At 69.7% G+C, this 18,455-nt stretch carries 19 protein-coding genes; 10 read left to right on the top strand and 9 right to left on the bottom strand.

Annotation, left to right across the window (positions count from 1 at the left end; all coding sequences use genetic code 11):
* Positions 1-4: 4 nt before the first annotated feature.
* From ABD089_RS04185 to ABD089_RS04160, 6 genes are all read right to left on the bottom strand, one after another.
* Positions 5-247, bottom strand: a complete 243-nt coding sequence (locus ABD089_RS04185; RefSeq protein ID WP_343884958.1) for a glutaredoxin family protein — start codon at positions 245-247, stop codon at positions 5-7.
* 202 nt (positions 248-449) lie between these two features.
* Positions 450-551: a 30S ribosomal protein bS22 gene (locus ABD089_RS04180; RefSeq protein WP_002550589.1), complete on the bottom strand. Its 102-nt coding sequence runs from the start codon at positions 549-551 to the stop codon at positions 450-452.
* Positions 552-675: 124 nt separating this feature from the next.
* The gene (gene proC / locus ABD089_RS04175; RefSeq protein WP_343884957.1) at positions 676-1,473 is read right to left on the bottom strand and encodes a pyrroline-5-carboxylate reductase; all 798 of its coding nucleotides are present in this window, start codon (positions 1,471-1,473) and stop codon (positions 676-678) included.
* Positions 1,470-2,501 (bottom strand): aspartate-semialdehyde dehydrogenase, encoded by a 1,032-nt coding sequence (locus tag ABD089_RS04170; protein ID WP_343884956.1) that lies wholly within the window; start codon positions 2,499-2,501, stop codon positions 1,470-1,472. The genes proC and ABD089_RS04170 overlap by 4 nt, the downstream gene beginning before the upstream one ends.
* Positions 2,502-2,573: 72 nt before the next feature.
* Positions 2,574-3,332, bottom strand: a complete 759-nt coding sequence (locus tag ABD089_RS04165) for a CPBP family intramembrane glutamic endopeptidase (protein ID WP_343884955.1) — start codon at positions 3,330-3,332, stop codon at positions 2,574-2,576.
* Entirely contained in the window at positions 3,329-4,156 is an 828-nt protein-coding gene (locus ABD089_RS04160; protein ID WP_343884954.1) for a sugar phosphate isomerase/epimerase family protein, read from the bottom strand. Before ABD089_RS04160 ends, ABD089_RS04165 begins: the two co-directional genes overlap by 4 nt.
* 31 nt (positions 4,157-4,187) lie before the next feature.
* On the opposite strand from ABD089_RS04160, the gene ABD089_RS04155 reads away from it, so the two are divergent.
* The 4 genes from ABD089_RS04155 to disA all read left to right on the top strand — a co-directional run bounded on the left by ABD089_RS04155 (position 4,188) and on the right by disA (position 8,359).
* On the top strand, positions 4,188-4,970 hold the full coding sequence (locus ABD089_RS04155; protein WP_343884953.1) for a DUF3109 family protein: 783 nt from the start codon (positions 4,188-4,190) through the stop codon (positions 4,968-4,970).
* Positions 4,971-5,101: 131 nt separating this feature from the next.
* Entirely contained in the window at positions 5,102-5,740 is a 639-nt protein-coding gene (locus ABD089_RS04150) for a VOC family protein (RefSeq protein WP_343884952.1), read from the top strand.
* Between the two features lie 117 nt (positions 5,741-5,857).
* Complete coding sequence (gene radA / locus ABD089_RS04145; RefSeq protein WP_343884951.1) at positions 5,858-7,261, top strand: DNA repair protein RadA; 1,404 nt, start codon at positions 5,858-5,860, stop codon at positions 7,259-7,261.
* 27 nt (positions 7,262-7,288) lie between these two features.
* Positions 7,289-8,359 carry a DNA integrity scanning diadenylate cyclase DisA gene (gene disA, locus ABD089_RS04140; protein WP_343884950.1) on the top strand — a complete coding sequence of 357 codons (1,071 nt, stop codon included), beginning with the start codon at positions 7,289-7,291 and terminating at the stop codon, positions 8,357-8,359.
* 63 nt (positions 8,360-8,422) lie between these two features.
* On the opposite strand, the gene ABD089_RS04135 is transcribed toward disA, so the two are convergent.
* Entirely contained in the window at positions 8,423-9,214 is a 792-nt protein-coding gene (locus ABD089_RS04135) for a hypothetical protein (RefSeq protein WP_343884949.1), read from the bottom strand.
* A 67-nt stretch (positions 9,215-9,281) separates the two neighbouring features.
* On the opposite strand from ABD089_RS04135, the gene ABD089_RS04130 reads away from it, so the two are divergent.
* On the top strand, positions 9,282-10,175 hold the full coding sequence (locus tag ABD089_RS04130; RefSeq protein ID WP_343884948.1) for an HhH-GPD family protein: 894 nt from the start codon (positions 9,282-9,284) through the stop codon (positions 10,173-10,175).
* A 4-nt stretch (positions 10,176-10,179) separates the two neighbouring features.
* On the opposite strand, the gene ABD089_RS04125 is transcribed toward ABD089_RS04130, so the two are convergent.
* On the bottom strand, positions 10,180-10,791 hold the full coding sequence (locus tag ABD089_RS04125) for a serine O-acetyltransferase (protein ID WP_343884946.1): 612 nt from the start codon (positions 10,789-10,791) through the stop codon (positions 10,180-10,182).
* A 307-nt stretch (positions 10,792-11,098) separates the two neighbouring features.
* Between ABD089_RS04125 and ABD089_RS04120 the strand changes: the two genes are divergently transcribed.
* From ABD089_RS04120 to ABD089_RS04100, 5 genes are all read left to right on the top strand, one after another.
* Complete coding sequence (locus ABD089_RS04120; protein ID WP_343884945.1) at positions 11,099-11,722, top strand: ECF transporter S component; 624 nt, start codon at positions 11,099-11,101, stop codon at positions 11,720-11,722.
* 4 nt (positions 11,723-11,726) lie between these two features.
* A complete protein-coding gene (locus ABD089_RS04115; protein ID WP_343884944.1) occupies positions 11,727-13,265 on the top strand; it encodes an ABC transporter ATP-binding protein in 1,539 nt (512 codons plus the stop codon).
* Positions 13,262-14,029, top strand: a complete 768-nt coding sequence (locus tag ABD089_RS04110; protein ID WP_343884942.1) for an energy-coupling factor transporter transmembrane component T family protein — start codon at positions 13,262-13,264, stop codon at positions 14,027-14,029. Before ABD089_RS04115 ends, ABD089_RS04110 begins: the two co-directional genes overlap by 4 nt.
* Positions 14,026-14,574, top strand: a complete 549-nt coding sequence (locus ABD089_RS04105) for a nucleoside/nucleotide kinase family protein (RefSeq protein WP_343884941.1) — start codon at positions 14,026-14,028, stop codon at positions 14,572-14,574. Before ABD089_RS04110 ends, ABD089_RS04105 begins: the two co-directional genes overlap by 4 nt.
* A 123-nt stretch (positions 14,575-14,697) precedes the next feature.
* On the top strand, positions 14,698-15,699 hold the full coding sequence (locus ABD089_RS04100; RefSeq protein ID WP_343884940.1) for a rhomboid family intramembrane serine protease: 1,002 nt from the start codon (positions 14,698-14,700) through the stop codon (positions 15,697-15,699).
* A gap of 74 nt (positions 15,700-15,773) precedes the next feature.
* On the opposite strand, the gene ABD089_RS04095 is transcribed toward ABD089_RS04100, so the two are convergent.
* Positions 15,774-18,314 (bottom strand): ATP-dependent Clp protease ATP-binding subunit, encoded by a 2,541-nt coding sequence (locus ABD089_RS04095; RefSeq protein ID WP_343884939.1) that lies wholly within the window; start codon positions 18,312-18,314, stop codon positions 15,774-15,776.
* Positions 18,315-18,455 lie beyond the last annotated feature (141 nt).

The following is an 18,455-nucleotide window of genomic DNA, read 5'->3' as shown; positions in this document are numbered from 1 at the left end:
GAGCCTACAGCGCGGGCGGGGCGGGTCGGTCGCCCGCGAGTGCTCGCCGGAGCAGGCCCTCGTCAAGGGTCCAGTAGGCCACCAAGTGGCCGTCGACGAAGGTGACCGGCACGTGATCGGTGTAACGGTTGCGCAGCTGCTCGTCGAGGTCGACGTCCACCGCGGACCACTGCCCGGGCGCCACCTGCTCGATGGTGGCGATCGCCTGTTCGCACAGGTGACAGCCCTGACGGGTGATGACCACCACGCGTCGCTCCTCGTGCGAAGCAAAACCCTGCGGCGCGAGCGGATCGCCAAAGGGCATGGCAGAACCCGCAGCCTCAGGGAAGACTGCGGGTGAGGGCTGGTCGGCCCCAGCCTGCCTCGTGCCCAGCCGGGAGCGCCACCTGCCGAGGGTCTCGCGGGCAGACATGACTAGATGTCCACTGCCATGGAGACTTCGCGCGACCTTACTTGCCGGCGCGGCGACGCTGGATGCGCGTCTTCTTCAGCAGCTTGCGGTGCTTCTTCTTGGCCATCCGCTTGCGGCGCTTCTTGATGACAGAACCCACTGTGGGACCTTTCTTCGTCGTGACTGGCCGGGATGGCCGAAACTTGTGGCTGCCCCGTACTTGCGAGAGGGCGACCCTCCGACTCTACCCGTGTGGCGCGTGCCGCGGAAATCGGACGCCTCGCTCAATGCTCGCCGAGCTCGACGGAGCGGTCGCGGCAAGCCTCCATCGCAGCAGCAAAGGCAGCGCGGACGCGGTAGTCGTCAAGGGTCTTCAGTGCCTGCGCGGTGGTGCCCCCGGGAGAGGTGACATTCTCGCGCAGGATTGAGGGGTGGACGCCGGGGCGCGCCAGCATCTCCGCGGCGCCGAGCAGGGTCTGGGTGGCCAATTCAGTGGCCAGCGGACGGGCAAGCCCGAGCTGGACCCCGGCTTCCACCATCGCTTCGGCGACGTAGAAGACATAGGCCGGCCCGGAGCCGGACACCGCCGTCAGGGCGTCCAGTTGGTGCTCGGGGACCACGACCGCGCGACCGACGGCCGCCATCATCTGGCGCACCTGCTCGACGTGCTCGGGCCTGGCATGGCGCCCGCCCGAGATGCCGCTCATACCCTTCCCGACCAGGGCCGGGGTGTTTGGCATCACGCGGACGACGGGGGTGCCGCCGGGCAGGTGCTCCTCCAGCGTTTCCGTGGTCAGGCCAGCCGCCAGGCTCACCACGACCGTTCCCTTGCGCAGGTCGTTGGTGACCTCGTCCAGCAACCGGGCGACGTCGTGCGGCTTCACCCCGACGACGAGCACCTCGCTGTGGCGTGCGGCCTGCGCCAGCTGCACCCGCCGGACGCCGTAGCGCTGGGCGAGTTCCTGGGCGCGTTCGTCGCGACGGACGGTGACCGTGATGTCGGCCGGGTTCCAGCCCGCACTCACCAGACCGGAGAGGATGGCCTCCCCCATCTGGCCGACTCCGACGATCGCGTGGGTCATCGCCGGACCAACAGCTCGGCCACCTGCACCGCGTTGAGCGCCGCGCCCTTGCGAAGGTTGTCGTTCGACACGAAGAGGACCAGGCCCTTGCCCTGGGGGGCGGACTGATCGACGCGGATGCGACCGACGAAGGAGGGGTCGGCACCGGCAGCGTCCAGCGGCGTGGGGACGTCCATCAGCTGCACCCCCTGCGCCGTCGACAGCAGTTCGGTGGCCTGCTCGGGGGTGATGTTGCGCTCGAACTCGGCGTGGACGCTGAGCGAGTGGCCGGTGAAGACGGGAACGCGCACGCAGGTGCCGGCGACCAGCAGCTCGGGGGCGTGCAGGATCTTGCGCGACTCATTGCGCAGCTTCTGCTCCTCGTCGGTCTCCAGGGAGCCGTCGTCCACGATCGAGCCGGCCAGCGGAAGGACGTTGTAGGCGATCGGCTTGATGTAGGGGGCCGGGTCGCCGAAGTCGATCACGCTGCCGTCCAGGTGCAGGTCGGTCAGTCGCCCCGACTCGACACCGGCGGCGAACTGGCGGGCCGCCACCTGGACCGCCGTGCCACCAGTTCCCGAAATGGCCTGGTAGGTGGCGACCTTGAGACGGGTGAGCCCGGCCGCCTCGTGCAGCGGCTTGAGCACCGGCATGGCGGCCATCGTGGTGCAGTTCGGGTTGGCGATGATGCCCTTGGGCGCGTTCTGCGCGTCTTCGGGATTGACCTCGGCGACCACGAGGGGAACCTCGGGGTCCATCCGCCAGGCGGAGGAGTTGTCGACCACGATCGCACCCGCGGCGGCGACCAGCGGCGCGTACTTCTTGGAGTTGGAGCCGCCATTGCTGAACAGGGCGATGTCGAGACCGCTGAAGTCGGCACCCTCGGTGTCCTCGACGACGACCTCGGTTCCCTTCCACGGTAGCTTCGTGCCGGCCGAACGGGACGAGGCGAAGAACCTGATCTCGTCGAGCGGGAACTTGCGTTCGTCGAGAAGCGTCCGCATGACGCTGCCGACCTGACCTGTTGCTCCAAAGACTCCTACGCGCATGGGCCAACTCTACGGGGGACGACTGACAGGAATCCTGTCGGTCCATCGGCCTGTTCGCACGCCGACCGAAGCTCAGAGCCAGCTGAGCCTTCCGGCCAGCAAGGAGTAGCCGACAAAGCTGGCCACGTCGAGCAGGAAGTGGGCCAGCACCAGCGGCCAGACCCTCTTCGTCCGCAGGAAGATCGAGCCGAGGACCAGGCCCATCACCAGGTTGCCGACGAAGCCACCGAAGCCCTGGTAGAGGTGATAGCTGCCACGCACGAGCGCCGAGACGAGCCAACCCACCCAAGGTGCCAACCCGGCCTGGCGAAAGCGGGTGAACAGGTAGCCCACCATCAAGACCTCCTCCAGCAGGCCGTTGCCGGCGGCAGCGAGCACCAGCACCGGCACCGTCCACCAGTGCTCCCCGAGGTTGGCGGCCTGCACCGTGGTGTTGAGGCCGAGCTGACGCGCCAGCAGGTAGAGCCCCAGCCCGGGGATGCCGATGCCCGCAAACAGCACCGCACCGATCAGCCAGTCGCGTCGTTGCGGCCATCTCGTCAGGCCCATGCAGCCGCGCCAACCCTCTGCGGGCACTCGTACCGATGCCAGCAGGTACAGCGCCAGCGCAACCGGCGCGACGAGCGTGAGCAGGTCGGCCACCTGGTAGAGCAGGGAGAGCCACGGACGATCGGGGGTGGCGGCCGTGTTGATCGAGGAGGTCTGCTGGTTCAGCGCCACGTGACGGGTCAGCCGTTCGATGATCCGCAGCACGGAGTACATCGCCGAGGCCCCCAAAGACACCGAACCGACGATCGCGACCTCGACCAGCAGCCGGGTGCGCGGGCTCACCTGGCCTGCCCGAGATGGGTGCGGATGTCGGCCAGCGTCCGCGCCAGTGCCTCGACCCGGGCCGGGCGCGAACCATGCCGACGCGTGTTGACCTCCAGCACCACATGTCCGTCGAAGTTCCTGGTGCGCAGCGCGTCCAACAGTTCGTGGGCACGCTGGTCACCCTCGCCGGGCAGCAGGTGCTCGTCCTTGAGTGATCCCTGCCCATCGGTGAGGTGGACGTGACGCAGCCGCGGGCCCCACGCCTCGACATAGTCGAGCGACTGCATCCTCGCCGTGGACGCGTGCGAGAGGTCGAGGGTGAGGTGCTCGTAGCTGAGTTCGGTGGGGTCCCAGCCGGGCGTGTAGGCCTGGAAGACGCCGGTGGGGGTGCGCCAGGGGTACATGTTCTCGACGGCGAAGATGACGCCGGTCTCGTGGTTCAGCCTGCGGATCCCGTCGATGAAGGTGCGGGAATAGGAGGTCTGCCAGCGAAAGGGCGGGTGGACGACCACGACGCCCGCCCCAAGCCGCTGGGCAGCCTCGGCGGAACGTTCCAGCTTGCTCCACGGATCGGTGCCCCAGGTGCCCTGGGTCACCAACAGGCAGGGCGCGTGGATCGCCATCACCCCGATCTGGTGGGTGTCGCGCATCCGCTCGACCGCGTCGATGTCGGCGGCCACCGGATCGATGCCGACCATCACCTCGACCCCGTCGAAGCCGAGCTGCGCGGCCACCTCGAAACCGGCTGCGGTGCGCTCGGGGAAGACCGACGTGGTCGACAGTCCCACCTTCGCCGGGCTGGGCGACTGGGCGCCTGTGTCGTGCGCTGACGTCTGGCTCACGGCTCCAAAATAGCCGGATACTCTGGCGGGGATGACCGAGGTGATGACTTCCTTCCCGCGCTTCTGGGCGGAGTTCGACGACCCTGCCGACCCCGACCAGACCTACCGCTGTGACCTGACCTGGCTCACCTCCAACTGGACCTGCATCTTCGGTTCCGGATGCCCGGGGATCGAGGCATCGCAGCCCGACGTCGGCTGCTGCGTGCTCGGTGCCCACTTCAGCGAACCTGCGGACGAGCAGCGGGTGGCACTGGCCGTCGAGCGGCTGACACCGCGGACATGGCAACACCACGCGGACGGGGCGGAGGGCTGGGCGGTCGACGAGCCCGATGAGGACGTCGCGCCCGGTGATGACCCGGCGCGCAAGACCCGCGTCGTGGACGGAGCCTGCATCTTCGCCAACCGTCCCGGCTTCCCGGGTGGTGCCGGCTGCGCGTTGCACGGGCTGGCACTGCGCGAGGGCATGTCCCCCATCGAGACCAAGCCGGACGTGTGCTGGCAGCTCCCGGTTCGGCGCACCTATCGCCACGCCGAGCGTGCCGACGGGACCCCTTGGCTGGAGATCACCATCGGTGAGTACACCCGCGAGGGCTGGGGGGCAGGCGGTGCCGACCTGGACTGGTACTGCACCTCGAACTCGATGGCGCACGTGGGTTTTCGTCCGCTCTACCTCGCGTGCGCGGACGAGCTGACCGAGCTGATGGGCCCAGCCGCCTATGCCGAACTGGCACGCCTTGCGGCCGACTTCCGCGACGCCCAACTTGGCCTGCACCCGGCGACGATGCTCGCCCTGAACCCAAAGGCCTCGGCCTGACGCCTGTCATCCCGGCCACGACAACCGGCTACGAAGTGTGATCTGGGTCACATCGCGAGTTGGGTGTGCGCAACGCCCCAAGCAGGGGCCCCGATTTCATCCTTGGCCCGCCGTATGGAAAGAATGAGCGCATGCACGTAGACCATCTCGTCTTCGCCGCCGGCCCTGAGGGCCTGCAGGCCACGTCCGATCGTCTCGGGGAACTCTTGGGCGCCCAGTTCAAGGACGGTGGCTTCCACCCCCGATTCGGCACTCGCATGCACCTGCTGCCGCTGGCGGCAGGGCGCTATCTGGAGGTCGTCGAGGTGCTCGACCACCCGGCCGCCGAGAAGGCCGTCTACGGCCAGGCCGTCCGCGCTCGCTCCGAGATGGGAGGCGGCTGGATGGGTTGGGCCGTCACCGTCGACGACCTCGCGCCGGTCGAGGAGCGCCTCGAGCGCCAGGCCGTGATGGGATCGCGCCACTTCCCCGACGGTCGCCTGCTCGAGTGGCAGCAGATCGGCATCAAGGGCCTGATGGCAGACCCGCAGCTGCCCTACTTCGTGAAATGGCTGTCGGACGAGGACGTTCTCCCCAGCGCCCTCGAGGGTGACATCAAGCTCGTGGAGATGGACATCGCCGGTTCCACCAGCCGCGTGGCCGACTGGCTCGGCGTCGAGATCGGCGACGAGGTCGACGGAGTGCGCATCGAGTTCAGCGCCCCGAACGGCATGCCCGGCATCGACAAGGTGCAGTTCGAGGTTCCCGGCAAGGGGATCGTCACGATCTGAGCATCACCAATTGGCTGTGCGGGTCGCCCCTCAGGGGCGGCCCGCATTGGCGTCCCTCGGAGGGCTGGAGAAGGCCACCGGCAAGAACTGTCAGAGCCCTCGCATAGGGTGCACGACGTGGCGAAACAGACCGAGCAGTACGTGTGCAGCGAGTGCGGGTGGACGACCGTGCGATGGGTCGGGCGCTGCGGTGAGTGCCAGGCTTGGGGCAGCGTCGCCGCCAAGGGCGCCCCGAAGATCGCCCAGGTGGCGGCCAGTGTGCCCTCGGCCAAGGCGATCCCCATCTCACAGGTCGCGACCAACGCCACCACGCGTCACCTCACCGGCATCGGTGAACTCGACCGGGTGCTCGGCGGCGGTCTGGTGCCTGGCGCGGTCGTCCTGCTGGCCGGCGAACCGGGCGTCGGCAAGTCGACGCTGTTGCTGGAGGTGGCTCACCAATGGGCCGAGGCGGGTCGGCGGACGCTGTACGTCAGCGGCGAGGAGTCCGCAGCGCAGGTGCGGCTGCGCGCCGACCGCACCGGTGCGCTGACCGACGAGCTCTTCCTGGCCGCCGAGACCGATCTCGGCACCGTTCTGGGACACATCGAGGAGGTCGAGCCCAGCCTCGTGGTGGTTGACTCGGTGCAGACCATCGGCACGGCCGAGGCGGACGGCTCCCCCGGAGGCGTCACCCAGGTGCGCGAGGTCACGGGAGCGCTGGTGCGCACCGCGAAGCGCCGCGGGATGGCCGTGGTCATCGTCGGGCACGTCACCAAGGACGGTGCGATCGCCGGCCCACGCACCATGGAGCACTTGGTGGACGTGGTGCTGAACTTCGAGGGTGACCGGCACTCGGGCTTCCGGATGGTGCGCGCGGCCAAGAACCGCTTCGGGCCAGCCGACGAGGTGGGCTGCTTCGAGATGGGCGAGCGCGGCATCGTCGAGGTGCCCGACCCCTCGGGGCTGTTCACCACCCACCATGACGAACCGGTGCCCGGCACCTGTGTGACCGTGACGATGGAGGGACGACGACCGCTGCTCGCCGAGGTGCAGGCCCTGTCCGCCCCGTCTGCCTCGGAGAAGAATCCGCGACGCACCACCACCGGCGTCGAGTCGGCGCGCGTCGCGATGATCCTGGCCGTGCTCGAGACCCAGGCCCGGATGCGGTTCGCGAACCGGGACGTCTATGTCTCGACGGTCGGCGGCGCGCGGGTGGGCGACCCCTCGGCCGACCTCGCGATCGCGGTCGCGGTCGCATCGGCCCATCTGGGCAGCAATTTCCCCAAGCGTCTGTTGGCGGTGGGGGAGGTCGGCCTGGCCGGTGACCTGCGCCGCGTCCCCGGGCTGGAACGGCGGCTGGCCGAAGCCGCGCGGTTGGGCTTCGAGCTCGCCATCGTCCCGGCCCGATCACGTGACACCACCCAACGAGTCCCCAACCTGGGCGGGCTCCGGGTGGTCGAGGCCGCGAATGTCGTGGAAGCCCTTGGTGCATTGGGGCTGCGGCGCACCAGCCGCTCGTCCAGCCAGGGCACCGAGTAGCCCCGACGAGCGCCTAGGATCAAGACCATGCCCACCGCCGACCACAACGCCACACTGCGTCGCTACCAGGCGCTGCTGGCGCCGGGCACCCCCATCCGCGAGGGGCTGGAACGCATCGTCCACGGGCGCACCGGCGCGCTGGTCGTGCTCGGCTCGACGAAGAAGGTCGAGAAGCTGTCCACCGGTGGTTTCGCACTCGACGTCCAGTTCACCCCCACGGCCCTACGGGAACTGTCCAAGATGGACGGCGGCATCGTGCTCTCCTCCGACTTCGAGCGGATCATCGCGGCGGGCGTCCACTTCGTGCCCGACGGCGACATCGGCACCGTTGAGACGGGCACCAGGCACCGCACCGCCGACCGGGTCGCACAACAGACGGGTCTGGCCGTGGTCACCGTCAGCGCGTCCATGTCGGTGATCTCGCTCTTCCTGGACGGGCAACGCCACACCATCGAATGGTCCGAGCAGATCCTTTCGAGGGCCAACCAGGCACTGGCCACGCTGCAGCGCTACCGTGAGCGGCTGGTCGAGACCTCTCGCAACCTGTCCATGCTCGAGGTCCACGATCAGGTGACCGTCCGTGACGTGGCCCTGGTCGCACAGCGTCTGGAGATGATGCGCCGCCTCGATATCGAGATGCGCGCCTACGTGGCCGCACTCGGCGTCGACGGCCGGCTGCTGGAACTCCAGCTGCACGAGCTCACCCTCGGCACCGACAATCTGACCACCGCACTGGAGCTGGACTACCGCCCCGACGAGACCGACCAGCTGGAGTTCCGGGTGGCGGCGCTGTCGTCCCTCGGCAACTCCGACCTGCTGGACCTGACCAGCGTCGCGCGCACCATGGGCTTTGACGGGAGCACCCACCTCGAAACCCGGCTGAGCCCACGCGGCTATCGGCAAATGGCTCAGCTGACGCGCGTTCCTCCGGGCGTGGGCCGCCGGATCGTGGAACATTTCGGCTCATTGCAAACCTTGTTCGGGGCCCGCACCGCCGACCTGCAGGAGGTCGAGGGAGTGGGCGAGACCCGGGCCCGGATGGTGCGGGAAGGCCTGGCCCGGCTCGCCGAGCAGGTCTACTCCGAACAGCTGGGCTGAGCTCAGCCGCGCACAGTCATCACGCCCGCCCGGTCCCGCACAGGCATCACGCCCGGACAGGCATCATGCCCGCACGGTCATCACGAAGGTGTCGCTGGGCCCGCCGTCAACGCTCGCCGTGAGCCGGTAGGTGCCGGCCTTCAGCGGAGTGGTGCTCAGCGTGCAGTTCTGCGCGGACCGCTTCACCGGCCAGGTCACCTTGGTGTTCGTGGTGGAGCCCACCTTGGCGGTGATCGGCGCCTGCGATACCCAGCTGGAGCAGTGCGAGGAGCGCCAGATGGTGTCAACGCCGGAGGTGACGACCACCGAGAGGCGGTTCTGGCTGAAGTCGAGGCGGCAGGTGCGCGGACCCGAGTTGGTGAACGCCAGGTTGAACTGGGTGGCCTTGCCTGCGGTCGGGTTGCGCTCGCCAGTGACCTGCAGCCCGATGTCGGCCGGGTCACACAGGTAGGCGCCGTCTTCGGCGCGGCTTGGTTCGGGCGTCGCCGGCGCCGACTCGGTGGCGCTCTTCGTGGCCGATGCACTTGAGGCCGGGCTGGTAGTGGCGCTGCCAGCTGTCGTCGCGCTCGCCGAGGTGGTGGCGGTGGCCGACGCGGCGCCGGCGCCGGATGCGCTCGGGGTTGCCGAGGTGCTTGCCGAGGGCATGGTCGACGAGGGCATGGTCGACGAGGGCGCGGGCGTGTTCACCGGCACCGCGGAGGTCGTCTGGTCGTCGTTGCCGGACCCACCGAACAGGGCCGACAGCAGCCACCACAGCAGCGCCAGTGCCGCCACGGCCAGCGCGATGACGGCCGCGCGGCGCTTCCAATAGGTGTCGGGCGTCTCGGGACCCTGCGGGTTCACAATCGAGCTCATGCCGAGATGCTAGGTGGGTGACGCCCTTTGGCCGGCGACGGCACGCCGGGCACTACTGTGTGCGCTCATGAGCGCTGCCACGGATCCCGACCGAGGAGGGCTCGATCGTCCGCAGGTGGTGGGGCGGGTGAACGACTGGTTCGCCCTCAACGCTCGCGACCTTCCGTGGCGCCGCAGCACCCCGTGGGGAGTGCTCGTGAGCGAGTTCATGCTGCAGCAGACCCCCGTGGCCCGGGTGCTGGTGCCGTGGGCGGCCTGGATGGAACGCTGGCCCACCCCGGACGACCTGGCCACCGAACCACCGGGTGCCGCCGTCGCAGCCTGGGGACGGCTTGGCTACCCCCGACGCGCGCTGCGACTCCACCAGGCCGCCACCGCCATCGCGACCGAGCACGGCGGGCAGGTGCCCGACGACCTGGACGCGCTGTTGGCCCTGCCCGGGGTGGGCCGCTACACGGCCGCTGCGATCGCCTCCTTCGCCTTCGGGGGACGGGCGGTGGTGCTGGACACGAACGTCCGTCGGGTGCTGGCACGGATCGAGGACGGGCAGCAGTTCCCGTCCGCGTCGGCCACCGCCGCCGAGTGGCGCCGCGGTGAGCAGTGGCTGCCGGACGACGACGCGACCGCGGCCCGCTGGGCCGCCTCCGCGATGGAACTGGGCGCGGTCGTCTGCACGGCACGATCCCCGCGGTGCGAGCAGTGCCCGGTGGCCGAACTGTGCCGCTGGCGGACGCTCGGCCACCCCGCCCACGACGGGCCCCCGCGCAAGGGACAGGCCTGGCAGGGCACGGATCGTCAATGCCGTGGGGTGCTGCTGGACCTCGTCCGCCAGCACCCGGACGGGGTGGCGGTGGAGGCGCTGCTGGAGGTCTGGCACGACCGCGGACAGGCCGAGCGGTCGCTGGCCGGATTGCTGGCCGACGGGCTGGCCCACCAGGCAGGGCCGATGGTCACCCTGTGACCGCTCAGCGGACGGTCGGCGCCGAGGAGCCGGCAATCGGTGCCGGGTTCTCCACGTCGGGAGCGATACCCGACTTCACGACCTCTGCGGGGTTGCCCACCACGAGGCTGTAGGGCGGGACATCGCGCGTCACGAAGGCGCCCGCCGCGATCCGGGACCCGCGGCCGATGCGCACCGGACCCACCACGACGGCATTGGGGCCGATCCAGACCTCGTCCTCGATCACGGGGGCACCGGTCTTCTCCCGGGTGCCGTCCGCGGCGATCCGGTCGCTCTGGCCGAGGGTCACCCCGTGGAAGATGGTGACGTTGTTGCCGATCGTCGCGGACGGGTTGATCACGGTCCCGTAGCCATGGGTGAGGGCCAGTCCGGCGCCCACCTGGGTGCGCCAGGACATGTCGACGCCTGCCGCGTGGGTGGTGGTGCGCATCAGCACCTTCGCCATGGGCAGCCCGAGACGACCCGCGCCCCCCATCTGGGAGAGCGCCTGGCAGGCCCGCACACCGGCGATGGCCCGAAGGCTCCGGTTCCTGGCCAACGCCTTGACCACCCCAGCGGCACTGGGCGTGGTGCCCGTGCGCATGACGTCAGCCTTGAAGGCAGTCAGCTGTTCCATTGCGGTTCCCCTCAGCACTGAGCGACGGGACCAAGCCAATCCCTCCGGGTCAGCAGGATAACCCAAGGGCATCAGCTGCATCACGGGGAGCGACCACCGCCGCGCGAGAGCGGTCACGGATGCGAGCGAGCTGCTCTGCGTCCTATGCTGGACGACGAACACGGGAGTCCGGAGCACCGGGCTGAGAGGAAGGCCAGCGCCTTCGACCGTCGAACCTGATCTGGGTCATGCCAGCGCAGGGAGGCAATCTCACGTGGACCAAGTCGGTCCACCACCCGTGCCCCCCACCCACGGAAAGGGCACTGACATGAGCACCACCACCCGCACCACCGCAGCAGCGGACGAGACCACGGCGCTGCACTCCAGCTCCGGCTGGCGGGTCGTCGACATCGTCGTCGCGGCCGTCCTCGGCATCGCCGTTGGACTCATCTTCATCGCCTTCAACTACACCGGCGCCAACCTGTTCGACCCCCTGTCGGCCGTTCTCCCCGGCCTGGGCGGACTGATCGTCGGCGTGTGGCTGATCGGCGGCCCGCTCGGCGGGCTGATCATCCGCAAGCCGGGCGCCGCGATGCTCGTTGAGGTGCTGGCCGCGACCGTCTCGGTGCTGCCGGGCAACAAGTGGGGCATCTCCACGTTGTGGTCGGGTCTGGCGCAAGGCTTCGGCGCCGAGCTGGTCTTCGCGCTCTTCCTGTACCGCGCCTGGCGGCTGCCGGTTGCGATGCTGGCCGGCGCCGGCGCCGGCGTCGGTGCCTGGATTCTCGAGTTCGGGCTGGGCAACCACGCGATGAGCCTCGGCTTCAACATCACCTACCTGGTCTGCCTCATCATCTCCGGAGCCCTGCTGGCGGGCGCCCTGTCGTGGGTGCTCACCCGCGCCCTCGCCCGCACCGGCGTGCTCTCGCGCTTCCCGTCCGGCCGCGAGGCATGAACCGGTGCGTCTGACGGCGCGCGACTGGGGTTGGCGCCATGCCGGCCGGGACGACTGGGCAGTCCGCGGGCTTGACCTGGACATCGAGTCCGGCGAGCGGGTGCTGCTGCTGGGCGCGTCCGGCGCCGGCAAGTCGACGCTGTTGCACGCCCTCGGCGGGGTGCTCGGCGGCCCGGACGAGGGCACCGAGCAGGGCCAGTTGCTGGTCGAGGGACGCCACCCGACCCGTCAGCGGGGTCGCGTTGGTCTGCTGATGCAGGACCCTGATTCCCAGGTCGTCCTGGAACGAGTCGGGGACGACGTGGCCTTCGGTTGCGAGAACCTGGGCGTCGGCGCGGAAGAGACCTGGCGCCGGGTCGACGAGTCGCTGGCGGCCGTGGGATTGGAGGTCCCGCTCGATCGCAGCACCTCCCACCTGTCTGGTGGCCAGAAGCAGCGCCTGGCCCTGGCCGGCGCCCTGGCAATGCTCCCCGGCGTGCTGCTGCTGGACGAGCCGACGGCCAACCTCGACCCCACCGGCGTCGGTGAGGTGACCGAGGCCGTGGGACGCCTGGTCGCCAACCGCGGGACCACGCTCGTCGTGGTGGAGCACCGCGTCGAGGTGTGGGCGCATCTCGTCGACCGGGTCGTCGTGCTCGCCGCCGGCGGAGGGGTGCTGGCCGACGGATCTCCGACCCAGGTCTTTGACAGGCACCGTGAGGACCTGCTGGACGCCGGGGTGTGGGTGCCGGGAGCACCGCTGCCCCAACCGCTCCAGCCAGGGCCGATCACGGCTGCCCCCTCCACCACCGCGCCGCCCTCCAACATCGTGTCGCCCTCCAACACCGCCTTGCTGGAAGGGCGCGACCTGACCATCGGACACCTGGCCGGCGCCCCGGCCCGCAGCGGGCTGCAGGTGGTCATTCCGGATGCGACCTCGACGATGGTCACCGGACCCAATGGAATCGGCAAGTCCACGCTCGCCCTCACCCTCGCCGGGCTCCTGCCCGCCCTCGGGGGGAGGGTGGTGGCGGCGCCCGGGCTGTGCCCCGACCAGCCACCGCGCCGTCTCTTGCGCCGCGGTGTTCGTCCGCGCATGGACGACCCGGCCAGCTGGGCCTCCACCGACCTGCTGACCCGGATGGGGACCGTGTTCCAGAACCCGGAGCACCAGTTCGTCGCAGCCAGGGTGGACGACGAGGTGGCCGTCGGCCTCCGCGCGCTGGCCGCCGCTGGTCCGGGCCCCTGGGACGAGGGCCGCATCACCGAACGCGTGGACGAGGTGCTGGCCCTGCTGCGGTTGGACGAGTTGCGTGGCGTGAACCCCTTCACGCTCTCGGGCGGTGAGAAGCGCCGCCTCAGCGTCGCCACCGTGCTGGTCACCGCGCCACGCGTGGTCTTCCTGGACGAACCCACCTTCGGCCAGGACCGCAACACCTGGCTGGCGATGACCGACCTGGTTCGCGCGCTGGTGGAAGGTGGCAGCGCCGTCGTCTCGGTGACCCACGATGCCGACTTCATCGCCACCCTGGGCCAGCACCGGATCGAGATGGGCGCCGCATGAACGGGCTGCGACCGATCGAGCGCGTGAACCCCGCGGTCCGGCTGGTGTGCGCCGTGCTGGTGGGTCTTGGCCTGGTGGTCTCGGTCGACTGGGTCAGCGCAACCGTCGGCCTGGTGCTGGAGTTGGTCGTCCTGCTGGCAGCGGGCGTCCGTCCCGGCTGGCTGGCCCGCAGACTGGCACCACTGTTCCTGCTGGCGCCCCTGGGCGCGGTCAGCATGCTGCTCTACGGCGAGGTGGGCGGTCGCGTCTTGTGGCACTGGGGCCCGGCCACGATCTCCGAGCACTCCTGCTGGCTGGCCCTGGCCATGTTCGTCCGCGTCTTCGCACTGGCGACCCCGGCCGTGGCTCTGCTGGGCGGCATGGACGCGACCCGGCTGGCCGACGGCCTGGCGCAGGTGCTGCGGCTGCCGGCTCGGTTCGTCCTCGGCACCCTGGCCGCCTTCCGGATGCTCGGGCTCCTCCAGGCCGACTGGCGTGCCATCGAGCAGGCCCGCCGCGCCCGCGGTCTGGGGGACGCCGGACGGCTGCGCCGCTGGGCCACGATGAGCTTCGCGCTGCTGGTGGTCGCGATCCGGCGCGGCACCCGGTTGGCGACCGCGATGGAGGCCCGGGGCTTCGGGGCCCCGGGGGTTGTGCGGTCGTGGGCCCGTCCGTCCCGGGTCGGGATGGCGGACGCCGTGGCGACGGGGATCTCGATCGCGATCGGGGTGCTGGCGGTCGGGGCCGCGGTGCGGGCCGGGACCTTGTGGACGGTCTTCTCATGAGCCATCGGCGTCTGACCCATCCCCCGCTGCGGATCTTGGTCGATGGTGGTTCGGGCGCGGGCAAGACGACCTTCGCCGCGCAGCTGGCCGAGCGGCTGGGCCGGGGGCCAGTCGGCCCGGTGCAGGTGGTGCACCTGGAAGACTTCTACCCCGGCTGGCATGGGCTGGCCGAAGCCTCGCGAATCGTCTGCGACCAAGTGCTGCGCGACGTGCGTCCGGGTTTCCCGCGCTGGGACTGGACCACCTCGAGGGTCCGGGAATGGGTGGAACTCGACCCCTCCCGGCCGATGGTCATCGAGGGCTGCGGTGCGATCACCCCCGCCTCCCACCGGCTGGCGGACTGGTCCATCTGGCTGGATCTGGACGCCACCACCCGCAAGCGCGTCGCGCTGGCCCGCGACCAGGGCGGCTTCGACGCCTGGTGGGATGTCTGGGCCGCACAGGAACAGGCGCACTGGCGCCGCGATCGCCCCCAGGAGCTGGCAGACGTGGTCTTCCGCCGGAGGTCAACGTCCGTCCCGCAGGCCGCGGCCGTGCGGGCATGACGCGCGGCGCACGTCATGCCACATCGTGACCAAGCTGGACCAGTCAGACCAGGTGCAGCTCGCGATCATGGCGCACCACGCTGGCCTGGTCTGGGTTCTGGACCCCACCCGTAGTCTGGTGGGGTGACGAACGAGCAGCAGCCCTCCGGCGACGAGCGCAACCCTTGGTCGCGCCCCGACTCCTGGGAAGCGCCCACCCAGCCCACCTACAGCCAGCAGCCAGCCACCGGCTCGCCCAGCCACGAGGCGCACCCGTACGGCCAGCCCACGTACGGCCAGCCCACCTACGGCCAACCCACGCACGGCCAGCCCACGTACGGACAACCCACGTACGGACAACCCACGTACGGCCAGCCCCACCCCTCCCAGGGCGAACAGCTGCCATCCGGCTGGACGAACTGGGGTCCGCCTGTCGCCGGGTCGGCGGCGAGCCAGCAGGCACCCGTCCCCCAGCCCCGCGCGCAGGTCGTCCGCCGACGCGAGCAGCCGGTGGTGACGATGTCGATCGCCGCCATCTGCGTCCTGGTGTGGCTGGGTGAGATGTTGGTGGCGGGCGTATACGAAGCCGTGGCGATGACACCCGTCCAGGCCAGCACGCAGCCCTGGCGCATCATCACGTCCGCGTTCGCCCACTCCCCGACCGCCATCACCCACATCCTGTTCAACATGTGGGCGTTGTGGGCCGTCGGCCAGGCGATCGAGGGCGCGCTCGGCCGGGCTCGCTTCGCCGCGCTGTACCTGCTGGCCGCCATCGGCGGCGGCACCGCCTTCATCCTGCTCGCGCCGGCGGGCGGCGACCTGTGGTTCACCCGGGTCGTCGGCGCCTCCGGTGCGGTCTTCGGACTGTTCGGCGCCCTGCTCGTGCTGCAGCGGCTGGTCGGCCAGTCCACCCAACAGCTGTGGTTCATCCTCGCCATCAACGCGGCCATTCCGCTGCTGATCCCTGGCATCGCATGGCAGGCCCACGCCGGTGGCTTCGTCGTCGGCATCCTGGTCGCCTGGTTGGACGCGCGGGCGGTACGCCAGGCCAATGCCGGTGGCCCCGACCGCACCTGGCTGTGGAATGGGCTGGTGCTGCTCGCGATGGTCGTGCTGCTGATCGGCAAGTACGCTCTCGCCGGCTGAGCCGCCCGGTCACCGGGACCCGGACGACGAAAAGAGGGCGCCCCCAGTGGGGGCGCCCTCTTCGTGCGTCTGGATCAGGCCGTCTCGCCCGGAGCATCGTTCGCGGGTCCGTCACTGGACGGTGCCGTGAACTCGGCGGGGAGAAGATCCGGAGCCTCGGCCTTCGCCGCACCGGTGAAGGTGAAGGGATCCTCCGAGCCCTCCGGGGCGACGTCGACCACCACGATCTCGCCAGGCTTCAGCTCCCCGAACAGGATCTTCTCGGCCAACACGTCCTCGATGTCGCGCTGGAGCGCGCGACGCAGCGGACGGGCACCCAGCACGGGATCGTAACCACGCTTGGCGATCAGAGCCTTCGCGGCGGGCGTGAGCTCGATACCCATGTCCTTGTCCTTCAGACGGCCCTCGATCTGGGCCACCATCAGGTCGACGATGTTCTCGATGTCCGCCTGGGTGAGCTGGTGGAAGACCACGACCTCGTCCACGCGGTTCAGGAATTCGGGGCGGAAGTGCTGCTTGAGCTCCTCGGAGACCTTCGCCTTCATCTTCTCGTAGCTCGACTCCTCGTCCCCGCCGCGGCTGAAACCGAGCGAGACCGAGCGCGAGATGTCGCGCGAACCGAGGTTCGTCGTCATCACGATCACGGTGTTCTTGAAGTCGACCACGCGGCCCTGGGCGTCAGTCAGGCGACCCTCGTCCAGGATCTGCAGCAGCGAGTTGAAGATGTCCGGGTGGGCCTTCTCGATCTCGTCGAACAGGATCACGCTGAAGGGCTTGCGGCGCACCTTCTCGGTGAGCTGGCCACCCTCCTCGTAACCGACGTAGCCGGGCGGGGAACCGAACATGCGGCTCGCCGTGTGCTTCTCGGAGTACTCGGACATGTCCAGGGTGATCAGCGCGTCCTCGTCACCGAAGAGGAACTCGGTCAGCGCCTTGGTCAGCTCGGTCTTGCCGACGCCCGAGGGGCCGGCGAAGATGAACGAACCGGACGGACGCTTCGGGTCCTTCAGGCCGGCGCGGGTGCGACGGATGGAGCGCGAGAGGGCCTTCACTGCGTCGGCCTGGCCGATGTAGCGCTTGCCGATCTCGTCCTCCATGTGGAGCAGTCGGGCCGACTCCTCCTCGGTCAGCTTGAAGACCGGGATGCCCGTGGCGCTGGAGAGCACCGTGGCGATCTCCTCCTCGCCGACCTGCGCCGGGGAGTCGTTCTCGCCCAGCTTCCAGGCCTCCTCCTTCTCCGCACGAGCAGCCATCAGCTTCTTCTCGTCGTCACGCAGGGAGGCGGCACGCTCGAAGTCCTGGCCGTCGATGGCGGCCTCCTTCTCGATGCGCACCTGGGCGATCTTCTCGTCGAACTCACGCAGGTCCGGCGGGGCGGTCATCCGCTCGATCCGCATCCGGGCGCCAGCCTCGTCGATCAGGTCGATCGCCTTGTCGGGCAGGAACCTGTCCTGGATGTAACGGGAGGCCAGGTTGGCGGCCGCGGCCAGTGCCTCGTCCGTGATCGTGATGCGGTGATGCGCCTCGTAGCGATCGCGTAGCCCCTTGAGGATGTCAACGGTCATCGCGATGCTGGGCTCGGCCACCTGGATCGGCTGGAAGCGGCGCTCGAGGGCAGCATCCTTCTCGATGTGCTTGCGGTACTCGTCCAGCGTGGTCGCGCCGATGGTCTGGAGCTCGCCGCGGGCCAGCATCGGCTTCAGGATGCTGGCGGCGTCGATCGCGCCCTCGGCGGCGCCGGCACCGACGAGGGTGTGGATCTCGTCGATGAACAGCATGATGTCGCCGCGGGTCTTGATCTCCTTCAGCACCTTCTTCAGGCGCTCCTCGAAGTCGCCGCGGTAGCGGCTGCCGGCCACCAGCGCGCCGAGGTCGAGGGTGTAGATCTGCTTGTCGCGCAGGGTCTCGGGCACGTCGCCGCGGACGATCGCCTGGGCCAGGCCCTCGACGCACGCCGACTTGCCGACGCCGGGCTCACCGATCAGCACCGGGTTGTTCTTGGTGCGACGGCTGAGCACTACCATCACGCGCTCGATCTCCTTCTCGCGCCCGATCACCGGGTCGAGCTTGTTCTCGCGCGCCGCCTGGGTCAGGTTGCGGCCGAACTGATCGAGCACGGTGGCGGAGCTGGGGGCAGGGCCGACGTCGGGCGCACCCGAGGTCGCGGCCTCCTTGCCCTGGTAGCCGCTGAGCAGCTGCAGGACGGTGTTGCGGACCCGGTTGAGGTCGGCGCCCAGCTTGATCAGCACCTGGGCGGCCACGCCCTCACCCTCGCGCACCAGCCCGAGCAGGATGTGCTCGGTGCCGATGTAGCTGTGGTTCATCTGGAGGGCCTCACGCAGGCTGAGCTCCAGCACCTTCTTGGCGCGCGGCGTGAAGGGGATGTGGCCGGTCGGCACCGTCTGGCCATGCCCGATGATCTCCTCGACCTCGGACCGCACGGCCTCCAGCGAGATGCCCATCTGCTCCAGGGCCTTGGCGGCGACGCCCTCACCCTCGTGGATCAGGCCGAGCAGGATGTGCTCCGTGCCGATGTAGTTGTGGTTAAGCATCTTGGCTTCGTCCTGGGCCAGCACGACAACGCGCCGGGCCCGGTCGGTGAACCGCTCAAACAATGGATACTCCTCGGTTGCAGGCCTTGCGGCCTGGTCTGCGCCTCGCAGCCACCCGGGGGGCGGTGCGGTGCGAATGCGTCAAGTCTAATAACGCGGGCGAGGGTCGGGCTGTTCCCGCCCGAGGCGGTCCGTTCGCCGCCG

This window comes from Luteococcus sanguinis (assembly GCF_039527675.1).
Classification (GTDB): Bacteria; Actinomycetota; Actinomycetes; order Propionibacteriales; family Propionibacteriaceae; genus Luteococcus; species Luteococcus sanguinis.
This window is presented reverse-complemented; position numbering and strand designations above follow the sequence as displayed.